The sequence below is a fragment of the Alphaproteobacteria bacterium PA2 genome, assembly GCA_002256425.1.
Taxonomy (GTDB): Bacteria; Pseudomonadota; Alphaproteobacteria; order Caulobacterales; family Caulobacteraceae; genus Phenylobacterium.
Window position 1 is genome coordinate 3373221 of the sequence record NKIZ01000001.1, and the last position, 22622, is coordinate 3395842.

General features: G+C 56.1%; 14 protein-coding genes. 5 read left to right on the forward strand and 9 right to left on the reverse strand.

Going from position 1 to position 22622, the window contains the following annotated elements; genetic code table 11:
* Both CFE28_16170 and CFE28_16175 read left to right on the forward strand, forming a co-directional pair.
* Nucleotides 1-1791 carry a hypothetical protein gene (locus tag CFE28_16170; protein OYU71390.1) on the forward strand — a complete coding sequence of 597 codons (1791 nt, stop codon included), beginning with the start codon at nucleotides 1-3 and terminating at the stop codon, nucleotides 1789-1791.
* Nucleotides 1742-4831 (forward strand): hypothetical protein, encoded by a 3090-nt coding sequence (locus CFE28_16175; protein OYU71391.1) that lies wholly within the window; start codon nucleotides 1742-1744, stop codon nucleotides 4829-4831. The genes CFE28_16170 and CFE28_16175 overlap by 50 nt, the downstream gene beginning before the upstream one ends.
* A gap of 128 nt (nucleotides 4832-4959) precedes the next feature.
* Here CFE28_16175 and CFE28_16180 read toward each other — a convergent pair whose 3' ends face one another.
* Nucleotides 4960-5175: a hypothetical protein gene (locus CFE28_16180; GenBank protein OYU71392.1), complete on the reverse strand. Its 216-nt coding sequence runs from the start codon at nucleotides 5173-5175 to the stop codon at nucleotides 4960-4962.
* A gap of 137 nt (nucleotides 5176-5312) precedes the next feature.
* Between CFE28_16180 and CFE28_16185 the strand changes: the two genes are divergently transcribed.
* The 3 genes from CFE28_16185 to CFE28_16195 all read left to right on the forward strand — a co-directional run bounded on the left by CFE28_16185 (nucleotide 5313) and on the right by CFE28_16195 (nucleotide 7644).
* A complete protein-coding gene (locus tag CFE28_16185) occupies nucleotides 5313-5534 on the forward strand; it encodes a hypothetical protein (protein ID OYU71393.1) in 222 nt (73 codons plus the stop codon).
* Nucleotides 5535-5708: 174 nt separating this feature from the next.
* Entirely contained in the window at nucleotides 5709-6449 is a 741-nt protein-coding gene (locus CFE28_16190) for a hypothetical protein (GenBank protein OYU71394.1), read from the forward strand.
* A 31-nt stretch (nucleotides 6450-6480) separates the two neighbouring features.
* On the forward strand, nucleotides 6481-7644 hold the full coding sequence (locus CFE28_16195; GenBank protein OYU71395.1) for a hypothetical protein: 1164 nt from the start codon (nucleotides 6481-6483) through the stop codon (nucleotides 7642-7644).
* A 1-nt stretch (nucleotide 7645) separates the two neighbouring features.
* Here CFE28_16195 and CFE28_16200 read toward each other — a convergent pair whose 3' ends face one another.
* Genes CFE28_16200 through CFE28_16235 form a run of 8 tightly spaced genes read right to left on the reverse strand, consistent with a single transcriptional unit; the run spans nucleotide 7646 to nucleotide 22552 of the window.
* Nucleotides 7646-9691, reverse strand: a complete 2046-nt coding sequence (locus CFE28_16200) for a TIGR02688 family protein (GenBank protein ID OYU71396.1) — start codon at nucleotides 9689-9691, stop codon at nucleotides 7646-7648.
* Nucleotides 9681-12320: a TIGR02687 family protein gene (locus CFE28_16205; GenBank protein OYU71397.1), complete on the reverse strand. Its 2640-nt coding sequence runs from the start codon at nucleotides 12318-12320 to the stop codon at nucleotides 9681-9683. The genes CFE28_16200 and CFE28_16205 overlap by 11 nt, the downstream gene beginning before the upstream one ends.
* A 5-nt stretch (nucleotides 12321-12325) precedes the next feature.
* Nucleotides 12326-15901 carry a hypothetical protein gene (locus CFE28_16210; GenBank protein OYU71398.1) on the reverse strand — a complete coding sequence of 1192 codons (3576 nt, stop codon included), beginning with the start codon at nucleotides 15899-15901 and terminating at the stop codon, nucleotides 12326-12328.
* A gap of 15 nt (nucleotides 15902-15916) precedes the next feature.
* On the reverse strand, nucleotides 15917-19576 hold the full coding sequence (locus tag CFE28_16215) for a hypothetical protein (protein OYU71768.1): 3660 nt from the start codon (nucleotides 19574-19576) through the stop codon (nucleotides 15917-15919).
* Between the two features lie 5 nt (nucleotides 19577-19581).
* The gene (locus CFE28_16220; protein ID OYU71399.1) at nucleotides 19582-20151 is read right to left on the reverse strand and encodes a hypothetical protein; all 570 of its coding nucleotides are present in this window, start codon (nucleotides 20149-20151) and stop codon (nucleotides 19582-19584) included.
* Nucleotides 20148-20741, reverse strand: a complete 594-nt coding sequence (locus CFE28_16225; GenBank protein OYU71400.1) for a hypothetical protein — start codon at nucleotides 20739-20741, stop codon at nucleotides 20148-20150. The genes CFE28_16220 and CFE28_16225 overlap by 4 nt, the downstream gene beginning before the upstream one ends.
* Nucleotides 20741-21967 (reverse strand): kinase, encoded by a 1227-nt coding sequence (locus tag CFE28_16230; protein OYU71401.1) that lies wholly within the window; start codon nucleotides 21965-21967, stop codon nucleotides 20741-20743. Before CFE28_16230 ends, CFE28_16225 begins: the two co-directional genes overlap by 1 nt.
* 3 nt (nucleotides 21968-21970) lie before the next feature.
* A complete protein-coding gene (locus tag CFE28_16235) occupies nucleotides 21971-22552 on the reverse strand; it encodes a hypothetical protein (GenBank protein OYU71402.1) in 582 nt (193 codons plus the stop codon).
* Between the last annotated feature and the right edge of the window lie 70 nt (nucleotides 22553-22622).

Genomic DNA, 22622 nt, shown 5'->3' on the forward strand with positions numbered 1-22622 from the left:
ATGCTGGCTGCGCGATTTCGGTTCCTCCCGTTCGTCGTCCGCCAAGGCGGGCGAGAGGCCTTTAGCGCAGCCTTATGGGCTGGCGCTGTGGGGGCGTGCCTTTGCGAGATCAGCGCCATCGCAATTTTCAGAACAAGCCTGTTGCACATGACCGACGTGCTAAAAATCCTGGCCGGCGGCGTCTTAGGCTTTGTGCTGATTACTGGCCTGGCCACAGGAGGGATCGTCACCTTCCTCGCCCTGGCAGTGAACCAAATGACCTCACTGCAATGGGCGGAGAGGCATGGCGAGAAGATCACGGCGCCCGAACGATGCGGCGCCCTCCTCGACACCGAAATCAGACGGCGAAGGATCGGACCGAAAGGCGGCGCGAAGTCGGCAAAGGAACTCTTTGGCCACCTGGCTACGACCGGCAACTTCCTGGCCCTGGGTGGGGACGAGCGGTTTCGGGTCGAACTCGTTTCCAGAATCTTGAGTGGCCTCAGGCATGGCAAGCGCAAGGTCATCGTCTATGACCCCGACCGTCGACTTGTTGGGTCACACCGGCAACCGACCTCAGACACGGTCTGCGAGCTGGGCAACCCACTCAAATCCGGATGGGACCCTGTCGCCGAGGGACTTTCACCCCATGAGTTTGCGATCTTCCTGAGGGCCATTCTCCCGAGCGGCCCAATCGCTATGGAGGGTGGGCAGATCGTTCTGGCCGCTTACGCGTTTCTCGCTGCAAAGCCTTGGCGCCCCTCTATTGCGACCCTGCGCACCCTTTTGGAGAACGCTGACGATACCCTGCTGGCCATCCTCATTGAACAGGCGGGAATTCACGCGTTTACGCCGCGAGGTCTGCAATATGGATTGGACCTCCTCGCAGCTTTCGAGAGAGCCGCCGGGCCCAACCCGATCAGGCTTCTGGAATGGGCGAATACCGGAACAGCCGGTGTATTGGTCCTGACCCAAGCTGACGAGAAGACCCAAGAGGCTCTCGACTTCATGCTTGGCCTGGCTATCCGCCGGGCCAAGTCCAGTGGAGGGCTACCCCCACATTTGGTGTTTGTAAGGCCGCCTCAGTTCGGGGTCGGTCTGATGCCTTCCCTTACCGGCCTTGTCGCATGGCCTGCGCCCATTAGCCTGGCGTCTGACGGGTTTTCTGAAATCCAGGACTGTGACGACGGGTTGGAAGTTCCAGACTTCCTGGCCAAATTTGGGGAACAGTTCCTGCTCAAGCCGACGGGGATGGGCGAGGCCCAAGACCTTGCGCGTTATCTTGAAGCTGTGGTCAGCGAAAACCACGCCAGGTCCCAGAAGGCCTGGTGGCGCTCCCAGTTCCCAAGAATTGGGAAAAGTCACTCGCCCCCGCCCCCTAGAAGCCTTCACGAACTGGTCAATATGGCGCCCGACGCCGCTATTGTTCGATTGCAGCACCCAGGGCGAGACCAAAGGCCCCTGCCCCTCTTTGAAATTCGCGTTCACGACAGCAGCGAACTTGGCGAGCAAACGACCAGGAAGGGTTCGGAAGGCGGGGCATTCCAACCGCCGCCCGAGCCCGAGACCATGCCGCTGATCGAGCCGCAGGTCGAGGATCAAGCCGACATTGCGGAGGACCAGGTCGATGGGGACCGGTCTCTTCCCGATCGCCAGGATCGATCGCCTGCCATCGACGATGTGATCGCAAATCTCTTCGGGGCACACGGCCTGGTCTCAGCGGCCGAGGATCTGCGTAGCGACCGGGCGATCGAGGGTCTTGATGAACTGGCCGCCCCCGCAGTTATCGATAAGGACCTTGGACATGCTTAGCGTCTGGGCTGTCTCATCAGCCTCCGGCGGGCAGTATTATCAGAAAGAAGACTACTATCTTTCATCGATGGAAGGCGGGCCGGAAACTGGCCTCGTTTGGCTTGGCGAAGGATCAAAAGCGCTCGGTCTTGAAGGCCCGGCACGCGCCGAGGACTTTCAATCGGTCCTTCGAGGACGAAATCCAGATCCTGAAGGCCCTCCCCTCTCCAGAGCCGAGCGCTTGGGTGAGGTGGAACATAAGGCGGGCTTCGACCTTACTTTCAGCGCGCCAAAGTCGGTCTCCCTCCTTGGCCTCATTGGGGGCGATCATCGTCTGTTAGCCGCGCACGAAAAGGCCGTCGTCGCGGCCATGAGTTATGCCGAGAAGGAGCTTGCAGTCACCCGCGTCAGGACACCGGAGGGCAGAGTTGAAAGGGTCTCGACTGGAAACCTGGTCGCCGCCAAGACAACCCATGCGACCAGCCGCGAGGGTGATCCGCAGGCACATTCCCACGTCATCGTGGCCAATGCGACTTGGTTGAAATCAGCAGGCGAATGGCGAGCGATTGAATCTAAGGCCCTGTTTGAGGGACAGGTCACGCTGGGCCTCATCTACCAACGAGAGCTCGCTCGGGCATCCATGGAGCTCGGCTATGACGTCCAGCCTCATAAGGGCGGGACCTTTGAGCTTTCTGCTGTGAAGCAAGAACAGAGGGAGGCCTTCTCCAAGGCGACCAAGCGGGTCGAAGAGGCCTATGCGCGGGAAAAGCCCACCACGCCGGACGCCGCTCAAGTCGCAAAGCTTAAGGACCGCCCCAAGAAACTGAAGCTCGATATTGGCGAGCTCGAGGGACGATGGCGCGAGGAAGCCCGGGAGGTTGGCTTGGACGCTGAAGGTCTGGTGAAAGCGGCCCATGAACGTGGACGTGGCGCCGTCCTTTCCTCCGACCAGATAGCCAGGCGCGACGCCCCCATTGCAGAGTTCGTTTCGGCCCTGAAAACGCGCTTTCTGGGAGGCGTCTCTGAAAAGTATGGCTACCAGACTGGTGAGCCTGAAGTCGGCCGAGATCCAGAAGCCCGCCGAGCTGTCAGCTTAGCCGTGGAAGTTCTAGAAGATCGGCGTGCGGTCTTCACAAGGACAGAGGTCATGCGCGGCGCGCTGGAAGCCTCTTCGCTCCAGGTGGCGAGCGAAAGTCTATCAAAAGAGATCGCGGCGTTGGAGCGCGGCGGCGTTTTGAAGGTCGCAGATCAGAAACTGCATGGCGGCCTGACAACGCCGGACGCCTTGGCGCTTGAGCGCCAACTCATTGCATCGATCGAAGGTGGCAAGGGCAAGTCGACGCCAGCCTATGACAAGATCGGAGCCATCTCTCGATTGAAGCAGCCAGATCGCCAATCCTCGGATCTGAACTTGAACGCCGGCCAGGTCTCTGCGGCCCTGCTCGTCCTGTCATCCAGAGACAGGGTGCTGGCCATTCAGGGCGCTGCCGGCGTCGGCAAGACGACCTTGATGCGCACCGTGAATGAGGCCCTGGCCGACAAGGGTATCTCGTCAGTCGGGCTTGGACCAACCCATGCCGCAGTTGACTCACTTCGTAGCGAAGCTCGGATGGACAGGGCGCAGACGACGGCCAGCTTCCTGGCTCAGTTCTCCGATGTCGCAGACGGGAAGCGGCGGGCCACCAGCAATGAAAAATCCCAATGGGCCGGCAAGGTGGTCGTCGTCGACGAAGCTTCCATGCTGTCCAATCGTGACGCCCTGAAGATAGTCGATCTGTCGAGAAAGCTTGAGCTCTCGAAATTGGTCTTAGTGGGCGACCAGAGGCAACTTGGATCCGTGGGGGCTGGGGCTCCGTTCCGCCACCTCATGAATGAAGGTGCGCCCAAGGCCATCGTTGACGAAATCGTCCGCCAGCGTGACCTCGGCCTACGGTCTTCAGTCGAAGCCTTCTCCCGAGGAAACGCCAAGGATGGCGTGGAGCGGCTTGGCCTCTCACTCATCGAGGTTGGCGCAGGAAAGGGCTCAAGCGACCTCGTTGAAAAGGCCTTTCAGCTTTGGAAGGCGGCGCATGAAAAGGGCCAGACCCGGCCCGTCCTCACTGCGACCCAGGCTGAACGCCACGAGATCAATGGCAAGATCCTGGAGCACCTAGAAAGGCAGGGCGAAATCGGGCGCACTGGCGTCTCAGTCTCGCCTTTGGTCCAAGTTCATTTGACGGGTCCGGAGCGCTGGAAGGTAGAAAGTTACAAGGAAGGCCAAGTGCTTGTCTTCAACTCCTCAAGCAGACAGCTGGACGTGTCCAAGGATGAACAGGTCCACGTGATAGCTCGTGGACGGGCGGACACGTCCACACTTCTGCATGTTGAAAACCAAAGCGGGCGGCAATTTGCGATCGATCTTGCCTCAGCGGCTCGTAACGGGCGGGACATATTTTCGGTCTTCGATCAGCAGGAACCCACGCCAATCTACAACGGCGCCCAGATGGTGTTTGAGCGGTCGCTGAAAGGCATTGAAGCGCGGGTTGGCGAGAAGGTGACGATCGTCTCAAGCGACGAAAAGCAGGTGACGCTGGAGCGAGATGGAGGAGCACGGCTTGAATTGCCTGCCAATGACCCGAACCTCAGGTTCCTGGGTCCAGGCTATGCGATGACCACTCATCGCGCCCAGGGATTGACGCTCAGAGATGATCCAATAGCGGTCCTGCATTCTCGTAATGCGAACCAAGCCATCGCTTATGTCCAGGTATCACGGGCGGTGCACGGCATCAGCGTGGTCACCGACGCCAAGGAGCGCTTGCTCTCGAGGCTTTCCAATAAGGACGGACAAAACCTGATCGCTTCGGAGAATGTTCGTCCAGATCCGGCTGAGATGTCGCCAGACCGGCGAGCGGGAATGGATCAAGGCCTTCGCGAGCCGATCGCACGGGATGTCAGGCTGGAAAGCGAGAAAGAGAAGAAGCTTGAGAAAACCTTTGATCGACAAATCGATGGGCCGGCGCGCCAAGAGCCGCAACCCGAGCCGTCAGCCGACCGAAAGAGGGATTGGGGGATGTCGCTTTGAGGCTGAAGTGTCCGACGCCTTGCGGACTTGGATGCCTGTCTTGGCGTCCACCTGGCTACGAGTAGACCTGTCCTCAGGTCCCCGTGTCAGCACCCAGAAATATCTGGCAGCGGGGACAACGACTTATCTTAGAGAAGGAATTTCTGGAGAGCCAATCCGCCGGCCGAAGTCACAATCATCGCTATTGTAAGCCATATCCTTTGGCGTCGAAGGCTAGCTTCGTGGTGATCCCCGATCCCTTCGAATTGCTTGGTTGTCTCAGCGAACCGCTCATCAATCGAGGCGAACGAACTGTCGAATTTGGCGCTCAGCTGCGCAAATTTGGATTCCAGCCGACTTTCCATAGGATCGCTCGTACCTGTAAGTCCGAAGTCGAGACGGGTTTTACCATTCTGTGCAGAGAAGCTCTATCGGATTGAGGTGACTATGGTTCGATCCATTCATCAACAGACTCGAAGCCAATCGCAGTCGGATCGAGAAAGTGGTAAATGAAGTTCGTTCCGACCTCGTCACAAAGGGTTCGTACCGCCTCATGGAAAGCCGCCTTGAGAAGTCATTCGCCGAACTTCGTGCAGAACTTGCAACGTGCCGGACGGACATATTGCAATGTATGCGAAACCAGCAGCGGATTCAGATCGCCTTGATTATCGGCATGGAATTAATCATGGGCGTAGTGGCGTTCGCACTAGGCGTTTACCGTTAACAATCGTAGCGAAAAAAGAAGTTCCACTCTTCTTGGAGTGGAATGTCTGCGGATTTGATGTCGCTTAAGGCGCCAATCCGTCCTTCCCGACACATCTCGATAGATCCGCCAGCCCTTCCAAGGCTTCGCAGGTCGATGCAGGCAGGTCACGGCAGTTCTAGGTCGAGGTGGGGTATGGTCGAAGATGAACGCCTGCATGCCGTAAAGGCTCTGGTGATCAATCATGTCAGCACCCCCTCACTGCGCCGCATTCGAGATGCATGGGCTGTCCATCTGCTCGCGCAGGAAATCCTTGAGAAGCTCGACCATCGGGCAGGTATTTGGCGAAAATGGAACGATCAGCGCGAAGAGCTGGTCAAGTCAGCAACAGACTGCTGGATTCCTATCGTGGATCTTCAAGAATACCTGAATGGCATGCAAGGACCGCCCCTAACGCGGATGGATGTCGCACAGCGGCTTAGGGCGTTCCAGGACGAGGGGCATCGTTCTCCGCCAAATGAAGAAATGAAGCCCGTATGCTTGGATATTTTCGAAAGAGAGAAAGCGGAAGGTACGGAACTTCCCGCCATCATTGGGGCAATCCAAGAATGGCTCGACAAGGAAGAATTGCGCCTGTTCTTCGCCAGCATGGAGGCTCGGCGGAAACAGGTCGAAGAGGACAAGATTGCCCTGGAACAGCGGCTCCTCTCAGGAGCAGATTGCAAATGGACCCCGCTCGACAACTCAGCCGAGGTCTATTGCCGTACGAACGGACGCACCTATCGGCTCCTTCGGACAGGCAACAAGATGCTGGACCTTCACCGCATCAAAAATCTCGATGACCAGCAAAGCCTTTTGATCGGGACCTATCGAACTCGCGCCGATGCAACGAAGGTTGTCGCTGAGTCCGCCTACCAACCTGAGCCGCGCTGGTAATTGGCACGACGACAATCGTTTGGAGGGGGACATGGCATTAGTTTCGAGGCAGGCGCTTTATGAGCTGGTCTGGGCCAAGCCAATGAGGACGCTCGCCCAAGAATTCAATCTCTCCGACACCGGCCTGAAAAAGATCTGCCAAAGGGTCGAAATCCCCGTTCCCGACCGTGGGTATTGGACAAAGCTGCGCGCCAGCAAGGCGGTAAAGCCCGCCAATCTCCCGCCTCGAGGGCCAGGCATGCCCGACGCCGTCTATATCGGCGAATATTCCCGGTTCGGCTCGCATATTGTTGACCCCGAGGTGGAGCTTGCAGAGCCAATCCCAGTCGAACCTCAATTCAATGAAACGCTTGATCACTTGAGGCTCCGTATTGCGGCGCGCGTTGGCAAGGTGATCTACGAGCGCACATTGAATGCGCCTCATGGCTTAATCAGAAATCTGCTCGCTGACGATGAGAAGCGTGGTGTCAGGGCCCGAGACCTACCTTGGCGCCTAGCATCAGCGGAGCCGTTCTTTGACTCGGCGTTTGAGAAGCGCCGACTGCGCATCCTCAGTAGTCTATTCACAGCCCTGCAAAAGTTCGGGTGTCAGCCTTGGATTGCCGATCCCGAGGCGCGAAATATCGGCGTTATTGTTGGCATGGAGCACATAGGGTTCTTCCTCGATCACCCATCGGCAAAGGCCGATCGAAGCGGCCAGTGGCGTACTCGGCCCGGTTGGGCGGATGAGCTGCGGCTGACAATTGCGGGAGAAGGGGCGCGGAGTTGGAGTGATACCGAGGAGCACGGCCTCGAGGTACACCTAACCGACATAGTCGTGTCACTCGTCACAGTTGGCGAACTCAGTTATCGCGCCGCGGCGCGGGATGCATTTACGCGGTCGCTCCGACGGCGACGACAGCTTGAGGAAGAGTTGGTTCGTCGGCGCGCGGAAACAGAACGCAAGGCCTGCGAGGCGGAGGTCGCGGCAGAAAAGGTAAGGCGCGACGAACTCATCCGTATGGCGTCAGACCTCCGAGCCGCCGACGACATCCGCACGCTCGTGACAAGGGTTCTCGAAGGCAAAGGGGTGGGCGATGAGGTCGCATCGCGCTGGGGCGCCTGGGCTCTGGAGGTCGCCGATCGACTTGATCCCTCAAGTAGGCCTTCGCTCGATCTCACAAAAGCTGCTGGCGAAATTGGCCCACCGTCGTAACTCAGTCCACGCCCAGTGCCTTGAATACTGCATCTACCGGATCCGAGTAAAAGGAGGTCTGGAATTTAGCGAACAACTCGCCAGGCACAGTTGGAATGTCTGCGACGCTTGCCATCGGCAGAAGGATACGTTTGGCGCCGCTATCGAAGGCGAGCTGCAGGCATCCTGCGAGGTTTTCGACCGGCTTAATGTTCCCTCCAAGGCTCATGTCACCGAGGATCACCATCTGGCTCTGGACGGGCTTTTGGAGAACGCCAGAGCAAGCCGCCACGAGTCCAGCCAAGGTTATGGATGAGGTTGGACCACTGTTTTGGAGCTCAACCAGGTGGACGTGATAGTCGTGCTCTGTCGCCTTGGACGCCCCGCTTATCCGGGACAAGTTCGCTTTGAAATAGTCGAACCCGATCTTCAAGGCCTCGCGCGCTGAACTGCTTGAGCCGATACCGGAAACTGCGAACTTTCCGCCGCCGGCTGTCGTTTGAGTTTCAAGCCGATAGAGGCCCAGGTGTCCGCCGCTGCCCGTCCCAATGGTATGCAGGACGCCGGGCTTCATCTGACCTTCGGGGATTAGATGGCCGCCACCCTGTTCAGGAACAGCGATGAACCGCTCCTCGTGCGTTTCTTGATCGATGTAGGAGAAATGGACGTCAAAGAATTCCATCCCCCCAATCTTCTTGAGCTGCTCCTTGACCCGCCGTCGGGTTTCCAGCGCGTATTCCAGGCACTTGCGGACATCATCCTTGTCAAATCCGCCGTGGGGAAACAGCAGCTTCAGCAACCCTGAAACGGTCTTGCGCACGGCGATCGTGTCGCGCTGATTGAGATTGTTGCCGAGTTTGAAGAACCGATCGATGGCGTCCGAGAAGCTACGCTTGCGCATTTCGCGCATGAATTCGGCAAGGTAGTCGGTGATCAGACCGTACCTAGTCGTGAAGAACTCTGGGCGCATTTTCGGGATTTCCCAGCCTGGTATATAGGCGTGGAAGCGGTCGAAAAATGCACTGTCGATCATGGGCTGCGGAAAGGGCGCCAGCAGGTGGCTGGTCTTTACCAAGGTATCGACTGACTGATTGATGTTGCCGACGAAGACCATACTCGCAGAGGCCGCGATGGAATCCCGGCCCCGAGCAAACGAGCCGTTGGCCATGTAGCCTTTCATGATCTGGATACCATCGGGATCCTTGAAATTGATCCCTGCGACCTCGTCGAACGCCACCACGTCCCACATGCCAACCAGCCCGACCTGCCGGCGCGACATATTGTAGAAGAGGTTTGCGACCGTAGTCTGGCCGCCTGAAATCATGATGCTATTGGGGCTGATTTCCTCATAGACGTAGGACTTACCCGTCCCGCGAGGCCCGAGCTCGCAGGTATTATAGTTGTTCTCGACAAAGGGAATTAGTCGAACGAGCAGGTGCCAGAGCGTTCGTTCATCCAGAACTGTGGGCTCCATCCCTGTAGAGCGGGTGAGCACATCGATCCATTGTTTGGTTGTGAACTGACGCCGGGCAGCGAACAGCTCTTCCATATCCATATTGGGCATCTGGATCGGCTTGAGATCGGCGATCGAGAAGGGTGACCCGCGCTGCCCTTCCTCGAAATAGTAGTGGACGGTAACGATGCACCATATCCCACCAGCCAACAGCTTTTCGTTGGCCTTCACGTAGGAGGCCTCGATCTCGGCATCCTTAACGCCCAAGTTCGCGAGCAGGGCCTCATAACAGTCGCGCTTGTCGTTCAGCCTGACGCTGATCTTGTCTATGATCTTGAAACTGCCGCGCTCGCGGATCTTCGATTTGACCTTCTCAGCTTCATCGGGACGCACGTAATTATCAGCGAGGATGCCCTTAACGGTCTCCAGGCCTTCGCGGATCGTCGCCTCATCGTCGGACGCGCAATAGGTGCCGAGTAAGTACTCAAGGACATAGGTCGGCACATTGGCGCCTTCCTTGACCAGCTTAGTAAGGTCCTTCCGTACGACCTTGCCCCCGAAGTGCTGGACTAGAAGCTCGTCGACGTCGTTCTTGGCTTGAGGCTCAGAAGTCATTGTCGAAAGCCAGACTGATCGTGATTGGGAAGGGCGGGATGAGGTCGAGTTGATCGTCGTTGTCGCGGATGATCAATCGATATTGCTTTTGAGCGTCAAACGGCAGGTTGGCCAATGTAAGCCAAACCTCTTTGCGCCATAGGTTCATATCCGCCACAGCGGAGTCGAAAGTGACAACAGCTGTATTCGAAATCTGCTGATCGCCGTCATAGATGGCCAGGCGCGCAGTAGCAGGTTGGACGCGCGCGGATACGGCCTCCGTTTGCGTCAAGGTGAACCGATGGCGGGCAGTAGTGACACGGGTACTATGGAATAGGGGCGCTATTCCCACTTTGCGTATTGAAGTCTGGTCCCTCCCCTTGCCTTCCCCGCGCGCGTAATTGATCCGGAGCAGCGGTACGCAGATTTCCTGAGGCATGGCGCCGCCATGGACGAAGCGACTGCCGCCGACGAAGTGGAAGCGATTGATCCCCATGGGCGCCCAGAATTCCATGTCCATTTCGGATTTGGCGGTCGTGCTGGCGCTGCCAGCGATTGCGCCCGACGCTGTCCCTAGGTTCGTGCCAATCAGGTAACGCTTTTTGGCAATGACTGTGCCGCTTGGACGAGTGGACAGAGCATTCTTCTGCGCTTCGGTGGGGGATGTATTCTGGAAGAGGAAGCCGTGGTCAGCCGTAACGACGGCCCGGTTGCAGTTGAAGGTAAAAGCGCGCCGAACCAGCGCATTGATCTCATCGATCGTCGTGCGAACGGCAGCGAAGGTTTTGTCCTCATTGCCGGTATCGGCCGTCTGATCGATTTGATTGTGGTACACGTAAATCACCCGATAAGGCCTGAAGAAGGCCTTGCCGTCGTCCTTCTTCATTTCCATTAGGTCAGCGGCCTTGACGGCCACACCACCCACGGCCTCCAGCAGCTTCTTGCGCGCTTCGAGACCCGCTGTCGGCCGGCCATCAAGCAAGACAGCCGCATCTGCAGTGTAGGTCAGCTGCTGATGGGGGAGCAGCGCCGCCATGCCAAGCGCCGTATAGGACGGCAATACACCCAGCATGGATTCCAGCTTAGCCTGGTATCGGTCGGTGCCATTCATGGCTCGGAACAGCTCCTCCGCCGCCTCATAACGGAAGGCGTCAGAGATGATCACAACGACCCGTCGATCCGGGTCGCCGTCCAATATCGGTTTAATGGCGCGGCGGAAGAAATCGAACTGGTTGGTCACCTCCGGCAGCGACCAACCAGGAAGCAGTTCGCCTGAAACCTGACGGGTCCACAGGTCACCAAGCTCAGCCAGGTACCAATTGCCATAAACATCTTCGATGTGAGCGCGCAGGTCCTTGAGGACGTCCCAGTTCTCACCATCCGCGGTATCAGCGGCTTCGGAAAAGAGCCGGTAGAGCTGGTCGAAGCGAAAGAGTCGGCTCGTATAGGCTGCCCAGGTCTCTGCAGCGGAATTGCTCCGCAAATGAGCCCCCTCTGCGCCTTTGAGCGCGAGAAAAGCCGCAGCATGGGTGATCGCTTCGAATACCGCATGCATTGCTGCGCGCGGCGCCTCGTGTGTGGTCGGCTTGTCAGCATTTGCCCAATAGGCGTCCTGGCGCACGCCACAAAGGCCGGCAATCTTTGCGGCGTCCACGGTTTCGGACGCCTCGAGCACCTGGCGAGTGAGGAGCGATGCAATGCGCTTTTCTACATCGAGGAAACTATGGACAGTTTCGAGGTCGGCCAGACCGAAGACCGATAGCTGATCCTTCACTTTAATTTCGATAGCGATCTGCGCTGCGAGGGAGTCATAGCGCCTTTGATAGGCGCTGGAGTCACGCCAACCGTCCATGAACACAACGGCGTTTACCCCTCCACCGTTCGGCAGCGTCAGGTGGCTGAAGGCCTCCGGCGTCTTACCGGTAACGTGACGCGCGAAGTCCGTGGCGAACAGGCGCAGCAGCAAATTCCGTAGATTCGGGCTTTCATCGACATATCGGAATTCTGCGCAGACGAAATCCCAGAACCGGTCAAGGAGACCAAACCGCTCGAACTCGGCCATCAGAGGGGTAAATGCCGCAAGATCCTCCTCGTCCATTTCGGCCAAGGCGATCCGGAGAATATGCGCCAATTGAGGTTGGGCGGCTTTAGCCAACACAGCCAGGATCTTCAGATCAAGTTGCCGTTCAGTGTCGCCAGGGATGACCAACCGTTGCAGCTTTTCCAGCCTTTCACGGCTAGCGAAGAACTTCGCACGTTCGTTGATGAATGGCTTGAGCGCCAAGGTATCGAAGAGCCCCAGCTCTCGCAGAATTAAAGTGGACTTGTCGGCCGCGAAGGGGGCAGCCCAACGCCGAATATCCAGCATCAAGTCATTGGCTGGATCAGTCTGCATGCCAGTTTGATAGAGTAGGAAACGCGACGAGGGCTGTTCGAGCAAAATTCGAACCTTGAGTGCCAAGGCAGATTGGCCAGAAAGGTGGATCACCTCGACGCCATCGTCGCAGCAGGCCTCAAGGCCTAGGCCATCAATTTCGCCATCGAACTCTGATTCAGCGTCGTGCCACCAGACAACCCGATGGCCGGCATGGTCAGGCCCACCGCTGGTGAATAATCGCTTTAAATGGACCTGGATGTGCGACAAATCCACGTTGGCTAGTCTTCCTTGTCGTCCTTGCCGCAAACCTTGTCTTTGGCTGCCAGCAGGTTGCCAAAGCGGCCATAGTTGACCTTCACCCCGTCGTCGAGGTCGAGCTCAATCCGTTGATCGGCAAGGTGCCGCAATTCCTCGTCAAATACACGCAGTTCGGACACTTGTTTGAGCAGTTTGTCCTTCTCTCGCGTCTTACGGGTCTTTTCAGCTGACGAGGCGGACACCGCAATCTCGGCATCCAGATCGTCTACGCGCTGCTGAAGTTTGCCCATCAACGGCGTGACATAGACCGTGCGCATTCTGGCCAAAGTGCCTTCGTTGTAGCGGTGGAGATAGACCAGCGCCTCGAACGCCTTCTGCTTGCCCGAGGAAAAGAGCCAGTAGATCGGACGGTTCTTGTAGGTCTGAAGGTGATCTTTGTAGAACTGCTTTGAGAGGTAGGAACGCAGTGCCGCACGTGGCTCACCCGCCTTGTCCTTGGAGAGACCATTCATCAGCGTGAACATCGTTTCCGTGACTGGCGCTTTTGGCCAAGCTGCACAAAGGAACTCCTCGATCCGCACGGCAGCATCGTCGCCAAACCACTGCTCCTCCGTCAGCGGGATTATGCCGTCGTCGTCGGCGGGAAACGGACCATAGCGTGACGGATCGAAGCCTATACCTCCGGAATGGGCATAGATCAGGCCCGGTTCAGCCAGCGAGTAGCGGCCCATCATGCAGCCGAAAGCATATGAAATTATGTCAAATTCTGTTGTGGTTTCTCGTTCAAAATTCTCAACTCTATATCCATTACTATCTACACTTTGATGAAAATATCTACTGATATAATCAACTACAGATTTATCGATTTGTTTTTGTAATCTTCTTATAGATAATATGTTATTTTCATATTGAAGGTTGCTAAAGTTAATATATTCATCAATCGTTTTTGATTCAGATTGAAATATATTGATGCCTCTATATTCTATTGATAACTCTATGCCATCCCAATCGTCTTTTGCCGCATTGATAGCATCATTCGCCCAAAAGCTCATTTTATCAATAAGGTCGTCGGGGCACAAAGGAAGGTCGTCGAACTCACTGTTAAAATCTGTGCCAGGACTCATAAGTTGGATGGCGTCTGATACAACAGATGAATTTAAGAAGGCAAGATTCGCCTTCAAATTATTAAGGGATGAAAATGGCACGAGCATCGCAGATGTATCGAATATTAGACCTTCAGGATTATACCTAAAACCAATACGCTTTCCGCTAGATCTAACTCTAGACCACGTAACGCCCTCTCTAAAATAGAGAGACCTATTTCTTATTACAAATTCCGGATCAGAAATATTTCTATACTTATTTCTAACAAGATCGAGCAATTGCGATCCATTGTCTTTGTAATTTACAACATGAATAACATTTCCATACCACTTTCTAGGCGCTCCTCCCTTATTATAGAGGAACCATGACTTTTTTGGGTCGGATGTAGATATTTGGGAGATGGCATCGCGGGCAATTTCCCACCAGTATCGCAGAAATCTAGGATTATCTGTCGTAGACATTCCCTGCTTGGCAGTGGCGACAGAGCGCATTTTGTTCGGAAGTTTAAGAATTAAGCCAGCACTTATAGGTGCTGATGGTTCGATAATATTGTTCGGGAGTTCGAGAAATTCTCTTTGAAATCGATCAAATCGGTCAATGTATTTATTCCCATTTTCGGAATCTGAACCAGCCAATATAATAGATTTTCCTCCAAAATTTGAACCAGACAAGACAATCGCACACGCTCTTACCGAGAATGCGCCTGATCCAATTTTCCAGACCGAATTTATCGACTCATTATTCAGAATTTCAAATCTCAATGAAGATAAGCTGGGTAGATAAAGAAGCTCTTCCTTTACAACAAAACTTGAAATACCGTTTCGTTTTCTAAGATTCGACCCTCTTCTAATAAACATTGCATAAGTGTCTATTTTTGCTTCTGGGTAGTAGCGCACAGCAAAATTTTCATAAAGCTTTGGAACGCCCGTTACACCACGCCCTCCCAAGTAAGGCGGGTTTCCTACCACACAATCGTAGCTATCACCCAGCAAACGGGCCTGTTCGACCAACGGCTTTAACAGCTCCTGCGCATCCTCCTGCGCCCGTCGCAGCAGCAAATCACCCGTGAGCGGCTTTGCTAGTAGCGCATCCAGCAAAGGCAAACTCTGCATCACTTTGTCTGGAACCGTGATCAGCGATCCAAAGGTCTTTGCACCTTCAAACAGCGTGACCAGCGCCTTGATTGCACTTGCTTCGGCTGAGGTCGGCTGTTTCGCAGCAAGGGTGGGCTGGCGCAGCGTTTCAGGCAGAAGATCGCCGCTCGGGACCAATTCAAAACGCTCGTGAGGCAACAGCGCGCTAGCCAGCGCATCTGCATCAAGCGCCTCGGCCTCTTGCAAGGCCAGAACATTCAGCGTGGGAGGATTACGCAGCACCGAACGATCATCGGCACAGGCTTTCATCAGCAGAGCAAACCCGGCCATCTGTGCCGCACGATCATCGATATCGAGACCGAACAGGTTCTTGGTCAGGATCGCGCGGGCAGCTTCGCGCTTGGTGTAGCCCCGCTCCAGATAGATTGACCGGAACAGGTCATAGGCTTCGACCAGAATATGGCCTGACCCAACTGCTGGATCGATCAATGTGATGGCTTCGAGATCAAGCTGCTTTGGTGTGATCGCATCGATCTGAGCTTTGACCTCTGGCGTCTGTTCCGCCGGAGCAATGTAATACTCCATGCCAGCGCGAATGCCGCTGTCGGGATAGGTCGCCAGCCACTGCGCCCCGAGGCTGTTCTGGACCATATATTTCACGATCCAGTTGGGCGTGAAAAGTTGGGTGGCAGCAGGGATATCTCCCGACTTCACCACCTTGCCCATCACCTGATCCTTCTTCTCCGAGATGTAGAACTGGTAGAGCCAGCCTATGATTTCGACCTCGTCCCATTCAGGCTCCGCGATGCTGTTGACCAGCTTGCGGATGATGCTGTCCGTCTGGAGCAGGTTTTCTGGGAGCAGGAGTTCGGTTTCATCGTCGATGCGCTCGAAGAGAAATGGCATAGCTTTGTGCAGGTCGTTGCACTGGCCGATCAGGATGCGGCGATAGAGGACCTCATCCTTGTCGCCCGCGAGCTTGAGCTCGACGACAACCTTTTGGTCTAGGCCAGGCAGGCTTAAGTGCTGTGCCTGCTGTAAGATCTCCGGCTCCCGTTCACCGCGTGGATGGCTGAGCACCCGGTAGCCGTGGTCAAAATAGCCATGCAATTCGATATAGCGGATGGCCAGGAAACGATTGAACCAGGTATAAGCCACAGCCTCCATGACATCGTCAAAGGAGGTGACTTCGATGCGCGCGAGCAATTTCCTGCGCTGTGCAGCCACGACCTTGGGAAACGCCTTGCCGCCAATAAGGAAGAGGTCGCCGCGCTCTTCCCCCGGTGTGAAACCTTCCTTGGTGACACCGAACAACGCGGCTCGGTCGGTCATTGCGCGAATAAAATCCTTCCGCGCCTGAGGAGCATAGGTCTTCAGGGCGTTGCGATTAGCGACCATTGATAGGTGATCCTGCTACAGAATTTCGATTCGAGCGTTGGCGGCCAGGGCCTCTTCGAGCTTTTGGCGAAGTGCGGAAAGGTAAGTTTCCACATCGTCCCTGCTCTCAAGATAGGCCTTTGAGCCCATCAGGGTGCGAGCCGTAACCTGCTGTCGCTGTCGGAACTTCTCGGGCGTCGCAATGCGCGGTGGCGCAATGTAAGGCATCGCGGGCCCCTCTTGAGGACCGGGATGATCTGCCTTTTCTGTCGGAGCTGCCGACCCTGGCTTTGCTGCCGCCTTTGCTCGGGCACTTGAGACGGCGCGTTCGATCATAAGCCGTGCATTGTCTTCTGCTTCAGCTGCGGCCTTAACTAGGTCGGCAATCTGACCAGTAAGGATCTGATCAAGAATATCCCGGCGGATACTTTGAAGTGGCAGAAGGCATTGATTGGAAAAATCCGCATCGACGCCGATATCCGCAAGATCGGCCTTCACTGCTGCAATGCGAGGGTCAACCAGGGCCAGAGCTTCGGCTCGCCTCTCAATCAAGACAACCTCGTTTCGGGCTTTGAGCAGATCGATCAGCCCACCGCTTTCTTTGATCCTCGGATAGGGGCTTTCCGCGGCGAGAATTGCAGCGACATTGTCGAGCGCTTTGGCCGCATCAGAATCCTTTCGCAGATGGAATGCGTTGGGAAGGAATCGGTCCCGATAGGCTCTCCGCAATGCGTCCCACTGAGTACGCTGTTGCGTGAAAAAGGTGGACTGCTGCTGAAACCGTTCATCCTGCTCCACCAGGTCGGCGCGATCCGTCTGTAGTTGGTTGATCAGAGCGAAGCTGTCTTTATGGGCGAGGAGTTTCCGCGTGACACCCAAGAGGTCGGCGATCTCACCCTTCCCCGGATAGTCGCCCGTGCCGGCTAAAGCCGCCCATTCGTTCAACTGCCTAAGACGGTCATCAAAACGGTCTCGAATAAAGGCTGCCAAGTCATCTTCAGACTCCGGCGGGGTCTTGCCGAATAGGTCACGCGCAAGTGTGCGGACAGCTTGAAGTGCGGACCTGTCCACAGTCTGGCGCCTGGAAACACTGACACGGTTCCACTTGGTAGTTCCGTCAATCTGACCAAAAACTTCTGCGACCGCGAGCTTGCCGCCATTGGCATGAAGCTCGATTTGACCGGCCTTAAGAAGCCGACAGACCAAAAGGAGCGTATCGAATTCCCGCCATCCGTAGGGGTGCCGGGCAAACCGATCATTGATCATCGCCCCCAAGTTCAGCGTCTGGCTGCGCCCGCTCAGAAGTTCGACATAGTCGAGCACTTCTTTGAGGGCGCGAGCGTTCTGGCTTCCGCCCGTTAAGTCCAGTTCCTCACCATTGGGGTCGGACAAAACCTTACGGATCTCAACGATTGGGTCGCTGGAGGAATGCTGGATATAGCCAAGCTTGTTGTAGGAATTCTCCACTAGGTAGTTCAGGGCGGCATCAACCGCAGCCTTCGGCGCGCCTGAGAACGTCTTTTCCTTGCCGATAACGTAGAACTTCGCCGTTTCCAGCATGTCCGACAAAGTGGCGTGAATGCGTTGGCGGCGTTGGGTGTTTTCAGAGCGCTTGTCATCAAAGATCCGCTTTATCGTTGGGGTCACAGATCCGTCGGATCTTTGACGGAGGTAGGCCTCAGTCTTGATCAAGGTAGTGATCTCGTCTGCGAGCTTTTTGTCATCCCGCAGTTTGATGAAAACCTGGCCCACAGAGCCATCCATGCTCTGCTGCACACAACGCGGCTCATTGAAATCGCCGTAGTCGGACGCCAGGGGCGTAAGGACCGAAAGCGGAAGCGCACCCTCAATACGGTTGCCGATGGGCGCGAGATCGATGATCCGTAGGATATCGAAGTCCTTGTTGTTGACGCTGTAGCGGTACTTGCGCAGGTCTTTCAGGACATCTTCGAATATGACCTCCCCAAGCAGCCGAAGCCGTTCGCTCTCGACATACTCTTGGGTCTTAATCTCCTTGTTGATGTCGCGCTCTTCGTTGGTCAGAAAGAAATAGAGATCGCCGTTTCGGCTGATCAAGGTCTCCCTTTCCAGTCTTAGAAGGCTCTGCTCGATCTCCGCGCGAATGGCTCTTTTGTCGGCGTCCACTTCGTCGACAAAGAAGGTAACCAGATTGTCGATATTGCCCGGGACCTCATCAATATACCTGATTAAAAACAAGGTCTTGAGAACGCGGCTGTCAAAATCTGTGGCGTCAGCAATGTTTTGTACGCGGCTGATGGCGACACGCACGACGCCTTCTAGGAAACTCTCTATTGAGGGGTAGAAGGCGTCTAGCGTCACTAGGGCGCCCAGGGGACGCTCCTTGATGGCAAGCGCTGCAGTCTGGAAGGCGTCGAGCATGGAGCGCTCGCCCTTGGAAAGGTGCCCGCCTGCCGCGCCGAATTTGCGGCTCGCCTCGAACATCTTCTGTACCAATAGGAATTGGTACGGGGGGAAGGGGTAGCAGGTTGCGAAGTTCTTCCCGTCAGCGAAGCCTCGCAAGGTCATGCCCGCGTCTCGGAACGTTATCTGGTTCTTGAGAATGTCACCCTTGGCTGCGAACAGCGTTTCGAGCTCAGTGACGGCGTCGGAGGTTTTGGCCAGAAGCCGGCGCTGAATTACTTCATCGGCGTTGGATCCCGACAGGGAAAGCCGGGTAGAGAACCGCCCTTGGATTTTCGAGAAATCATTTTCCCGGGCATTCTCGAACGAAGCGCCGACGACGGCGTCCATATCTTCCTGGGATGTCACGACCACCCAAGCGCGGCCTTTGCAGATGGTGCCCAGCTCCTCGGTGACGGTCTGAAGGTTGAGCATCAGTTGGGATTGGCCGCCTATAAACTGGCCCACTTCGTCGACCAAGAAGACCAGGCGCTGCTCAGGGTCTTTGCCGTCCAGGTACTGCTTCACCCACTTGGCAAAATTCTCGATCGTCAGGCTCAGGCCCTTCTCGAGGTTATCGATCCAGGCTTGAAGGCTGTCGACCGGCTGTCCAAGCACGCCGCCCAAAGCGGCAGCGATTTCGGCCGTATGGAAATGATAGGAGTCCCGTTCCTCATTCCAGTTCAGACCGTAGCCAACCTCTAGAGCCTGTTTGAATGCCTCGTACTTTCCTTTCTCGTCGAGGAACCGCTCCATATGGGCCACCTCGGGATGGTCACCGCTGAAGCCGCAGTGTTCGTTGAACACCCTGAGGAAGACCCGCAAAATCGGATCGCGGTTGTGATTTTGTTCTGCCTTACTGTCGATATTGAAAAGGATGACCTCGGTCTTCGCAGCCGCCAGTTTTCGTAGGTCCCCAGCGAACGCAGAGTCGCCAGAAACTTTTTGAAGGAAAAAATCGAGCGGCGTTCTTTCCTCTTTGCCGTCACTGACGGGTTGGTTGGCAAGGAGGTAAGAAAGGATCTTGATTAGGTGGGATTTGCCCGACCCAAAGAACCCCGAAACCCAAACTGCCATTTGCGCAGCGACGCTCGGATCATTGCCGCGGGCCAGGCCCGAAAGGTAGGCGTCCACAAATTTGCGGAGGTGCTTATCGACTTCCTTGGTGATTACATACTCATCGAGTTCATTGAACGCCTGATCACTCTGGTCCGCCTTGATGACGCCGTTGATCGGTCTCTGGATGTCCTTCGCGAAGGCGTCCTGCAATTTCATATCGGTCAATCCACAAGTCTGAAGGCGCGATAGTATGGCGTTTCCTGCAATTCACCAAAGAGCTGCAGAGTCTGACCATTAAACCGTCCGGGGAAAAATAGGACGACAGGCGTGGTCCCGATTAGCGGTTGTAAGTTGTTCAGGAGGCTATGAGTGCGGACAAATGGGTAAGCTGCGCCGACACCTGTTAGCAGGATTGTATCGGGCTTTTCAGCTTGCACCCTCTCCATCAGCGTATGCGCAAGTTTCCCCGCTTCAAGTGGCCCTTTGAGAGCACTTAGGAGCGCGGGCGCGCCCTTTGCCGTCTCCAATGCAATGGCCTTTTCGTACAATCGGCGCGATCGCAGGACCTCTACGACGAGGGCAAACAAATTGACGTTGGTGACCTTTAGGCTTGTCTTGCGGTCAAGATCTTCCGCGAGCCATGACACGTAAGCATCGACTTGAGGTTCGTCGCCTGGCGCATAGTCGAAGGCGTAGAATGGCACTTCGTTTCCCAGACCTTTTCCGGTCAGAAAGTCATCAGACGTAATTCTCCCCCGGATCTGATCGAGGCGCACTTTCAGGTCGGTCATATGAAAGCCTGCATGGCGCGCAGGATTTCTGAAAATCCGCCCTTATTCAATTCAGCAATGACCTCGGGTTGATAGTACACCGGCTGAAGCATGGGTCGGTCGGCATCCGAAAGCATCCCGATCTCCAATAGTATTTGAAATGTCGAATCGCCGAGCTTTTCAGCTGTTGAAGTCGACCAGACCGGCATCATTGGGTCTCGCTCACGGCATCCATCTAAATAGGCCCGCCAATGGCTACGGGTAAGTGACAGGTTGCCAGAGCGAAAGTGGTCGCGGACCTCCAGTTTAAGAAAATCCAGAAGGAGCGGACTATGGACGAGAGCGGCCGCAAATACGGCTTGGGTTGCGGCTGGCTTTGAGCCATCTCGGACAAGCCCCAACAGATCCGGCGTCAATGTTACAAGCCTGGCTCGAATAAGACTGGCCTGCCGTTTTGCTGTTCCTGGAGACTTCTTTTGAAGGACGTTTTCAACCTCAATCGCGTTGCGCCATTCAGCTGCGCTGGCGTTATTCAGCAGTAGGCTGGCAACTATCCGGGACTCGTAGACTTTCAAGGCGCCGCCTGCGATGTCGGCCTTATAGCTAGGCATCACCTCGTTCCCGCGAGCGGAAGGGTGTCAATTTGCCGATTTATTATGTCGGAGATTTCGGCGTGGAGTGGAAGGTGCCTCCGCTCGTTGGCCCAAGCTTCTCGGAACCGCGAAACTGTCTCGCGGGCAACGCCGATAACTAGCCTTTCTGGAAGACCTGCCTTGGCAGCAAGGTGGGTGAGCTCGTCTTCGTTGAAGCCGTCCCAACGGGCGGTGCGGCTGAACTTAAGGGCCGCCTTATCATCTGGAATGTAGGCCAGCGTAGAGACGAAGTCATAGGCTGGCGACAGGCTGGGAGTGACACTGTCAGCATAGAGCAGCGACCAGTTTTTAAGGTGCATGTCGGCGTTGCCAATCATTGCATTGAAAACCAGACGGCGGATGAATTCGGTGATCCCAGCCTCTCCGATTTCCAACCAAAGTACCTTGGCAATCGACCGATAGGTGGCATGCTTGTATTTGTCGTCGGGATAGACTCCAAAGACCTGAGCGAAGTCCTCCATGTGGATACGCTCGCCATCGGCGGTCCGGTCGAAGCGGCGGACGGCGTAGGCCGCGCCTTCTAGCTTTCCGATTCCATCTGGAAGGCCGGCGATTTGATCAAGCTCGACGAGCTGAATGTCAGGCACATCGATGCCCACAGACTTCGCCAGGGTCATCATCGAGATCTCGTTCTCGGACACGCCGCGAAAGCGGGTTGATGGCAGCTTGACGATCCAGGACCCGCCGACACCGGTCGCTGGAATTGTCAGGCCTCCCTGTGCTTTCTCCAGCGCGGAAAACTTCAGCTGCACACCAGCAAGTGAAAACCGCAGCGGGACTTCGGCTGGTTCTGACCCAGCGGGAAGGGGATCCTCTTCATGGGCCGGCCCCGGCTCTTCCCCATCTGGCCCCCTGGCGATGACAGCTCCAGGCAAGTCGCGCCCCAGCGCCCACAATAGATAGAATTCCCGGACCACGTTTACGCCGGCCCTTTCGGCCAGGTAGTCCCGCAAGGGACCTTCCGGCAAGAGGTTCGAAAAGAACGGTGACAATCGCGTTTGGGTTCGCCGTTGATCCCGGATCAAGTCGCCCATGGCGTCCTTGAACGACAGGCTCAAGGTTGGCCTGTTGGGGTCATCTGCGTAGGCATCATCGAAGGTGAAGACTGTACGGTCGCCACCTAGCCCGTTGATCGTGCCGACCTTTCGGTCGGCAAGAAAGATGTCGAGGATGTCTGCGGCCACGGCCTAGTCCTCCTCGTCAAGGCTATAGGCGGGGGTCTGCACAGGTGCGCGAGCATGGACAAGCCCGTTACGGATTTTGGCCAGGCCGTGGATCGCGGCTTCGAGATCCTTCAGGTTGTCGTCTGCGCTTTCCCCGGCGCGTCGGATAACCGTGACCGCGTTTTCCAACTCGCCCAAAGCTCCGGGCGTCTGGAACAAGGGGGCGATAGCGATCACGTCCTGGATCAACGTGGCAAGGCGCTCCGTCATACTACTCTTGGGGTGCTCAATGCGCAGACGCCTTAGCGTCGGCTGAAGTGAGTTGACCAAGCCGCGCGCGGACCTCAGATCTTGGTTGGCTTCAGCCTCGCGGATCAAAGCCTCAACGGCCGGGATTGAGGATCGCGGCGCAAGCAAGAGCTCTAGGTCCAGTAAGCGTGCAAGCTCCACCAATGTTGAGACCTTCACGTCAACCGAGCCGCTTTCGATGCGCGAGATATGCGCCTGGGGAATTCGAGCCTTCCCGCTGAGGTCACGTTGAGACCAACCTTTGTTGAGGCGAGCTTGGCGAAGGCTTTGCGCAAAGGCTTCTGCCTGATAGCTCATGATGTAGTTCGTTGCATCATTTCACCCGATTGATGCAGAGAAGCATATATCGTCTCGGCTCCATATGCAA

Coding starts and splice junctions, on each gene's coding strand:
- CFE28_16210 (OYU71398.1), bottom strand. CDS start 15,901: ATGGTCGCTAATCGCAACGCCCTGAAGACCTATGCTCCTCAGGCGCGG.
- CFE28_16190 (OYU71394.1), top strand. CDS start 5,709: ATGGTCGAAGATGAACGCCTGCATGCCGTAAAGGCTCTGGTGATCAAT.
- CFE28_16220 (OYU71399.1), bottom strand. CDS start 20,151: ATGACCGACCTGAAAGTGCGCCTCGATCAGATCCGGGGGAGAATTACG.
- CFE28_16175 (OYU71391.1), top strand. CDS start 1,742: ATGAACTGGCCGCCCCCGCAGTTATCGATAAGGACCTTGGACATGCTT.
- CFE28_16200 (OYU71396.1), bottom strand. CDS start 9,691: ATGACTTCTGAGCCTCAAGCCAAGAACGACGTCGACGAGCTTCTAGTC.
- CFE28_16225 (OYU71400.1), bottom strand. CDS start 20,741: ATGCCTAGCTATAAGGCCGACATCGCAGGCGGCGCCTTGAAAGTCTAC.
- CFE28_16215 (OYU71768.1), bottom strand. CDS start 19,576: ATGAAATTGCAGGACGCCTTCGCGAAGGACATCCAGAGACCGATCAAC.
- CFE28_16180 (OYU71392.1), bottom strand. CDS start 5,175: ATGGAAAGTCGGCTGGAATCCAAATTTGCGCAGCTGAGCGCCAAATTC.
- CFE28_16195 (OYU71395.1), top strand. CDS start 6,481: ATGGCATTAGTTTCGAGGCAGGCGCTTTATGAGCTGGTCTGGGCCAAG.
- CFE28_16235 (OYU71402.1), bottom strand. CDS start 22,552: ATGAGCTATCAGGCAGAAGCCTTTGCGCAAAGCCTTCGCCAAGCTCGC.
- CFE28_16170 (OYU71390.1), top strand. CDS start 1: ATGCTGGCTGCGCGATTTCGGTTCCTCCCGTTCGTCGTCCGCCAAGGC.